This is a genomic window from Pseudoalteromonas sp. MER144-MNA-CIBAN-0113 (assembly GCF_040308965.1).
GTDB classification, from domain to species: Bacteria; Pseudomonadota; Gammaproteobacteria; order Enterobacterales; family Alteromonadaceae; genus Pseudoalteromonas; species Pseudoalteromonas tetraodonis.
In genome coordinates, this window is sequence record NZ_JBEOOG010000385.1 from 1 (window position 1) to 266 (window position 266).

Annotated in this window: 1 protein-coding gene; it reads right to left on the reverse strand. The window is 43.6% G+C overall.

What is annotated here, in order from left to right; translation table 11 throughout:
- A partial coding sequence (locus AAEY57_RS20160; protein WP_350608680.1) for a PmbA/TldA family metallopeptidase occupies positions 1–266 on the reverse strand: 266 nt, incomplete at both ends.

The following is a 266-nucleotide window of genomic DNA, read 5'->3' on the forward strand; positions in this document are numbered from 1 at the left end:
ATCTTCGCCAGCATCTGCGATGCTACGAGCCGCTGTAGCCGCTTTATTAAGTGCTTCAAGATTTATTGCATCAGAGTAAGAAAAACCTGTTTTTTCGCCGCTTACAGCACGTACACCAACGCCACGTTCAACGTTATAAGAGCCTTCTTTAACTAAGCCGTCTTCAAGCACCCATGATTCGTGGTGGCTTGATTGAAAATATAAATCGGCGTAATCCACTTTATGCTGATGTATGTAAGCGAGCGTTTTTTCGAGCTCTTCTCTAT